Source organism: Streptomyces sp. 13-12-16 (genome assembly GCF_002114215.1).
Classification (GTDB): Bacteria; Actinomycetota; Actinomycetes; order Streptomycetales; family Streptomycetaceae; genus Streptomyces.
The window spans coordinates 3844-4403 of the sequence record NZ_NCTE01001389.1 but is presented as its reverse complement, the minus strand read 5'-3'; the positions used below and the strand labels follow the sequence as shown (position 1 = coordinate 4403).

Genomic DNA, 560 nt, shown 5'->3' with positions numbered 1-560 from the left:
GCATGTGGCGGGTGTGCTGGATCTGGAGGATGCGGCGCGGTTGATCGTGGCGCGGGGTCGTTTGATGCAGGCGTTGCCGTCGGGTGGGGCGATGGTGGCGGTGCAGGCGGCGGAGGCGGAGGTGGCACCGTACCTCGACGAGCGTGTGGGGATCGCGGCTGTCAACACGCCTGATTCCGTGGTCGTCTCGGGTGTGGAGGAGGCGGTGTCGGCGGTGGTCGGGCGGTTCGCCGGCCGCAGGTCGTCCCGGCTCAGGGTCTCGCACGCGTTCCATTCGCCGTTGATGGAGCCGATGCTGGAGGACTTCCGGAAGGTCGCCGAGGGTGTCACCTACCGGGAGCCGGTCATCCGTCTGACCAAGGAGATGGGGTCGGCGGAGTTCTGGGTGCGGCACGTGCGGGATGCGGTGCGGTTCGCCGACGACGTCCAGGGCCTGCGGGACCGAGGGGTGACGCGGTTTTTGGAGATCGGGCCGGACGGTGTGCTGACGGCGATGGTCGAGGGGGCGGTGGCCGCGTCGCGGCGGAAGCGTCCCGAGACCGCCACGCTGCTGACGGCGG

The 560-nt window shown here is 70.5% G+C and carries 1 protein-coding gene; it reads left to right on the top strand.

Annotated elements, in window-relative coordinates; all coding sequences use genetic code 11:
* Positions 1 to 4: 4 nt before the first annotated feature.
* Positions 5 to 560: acyltransferase domain-containing protein (locus B7767_RS41285; protein WP_373408282.1), on the top strand; the 556-nt coding region annotated here is incomplete at its 3' end.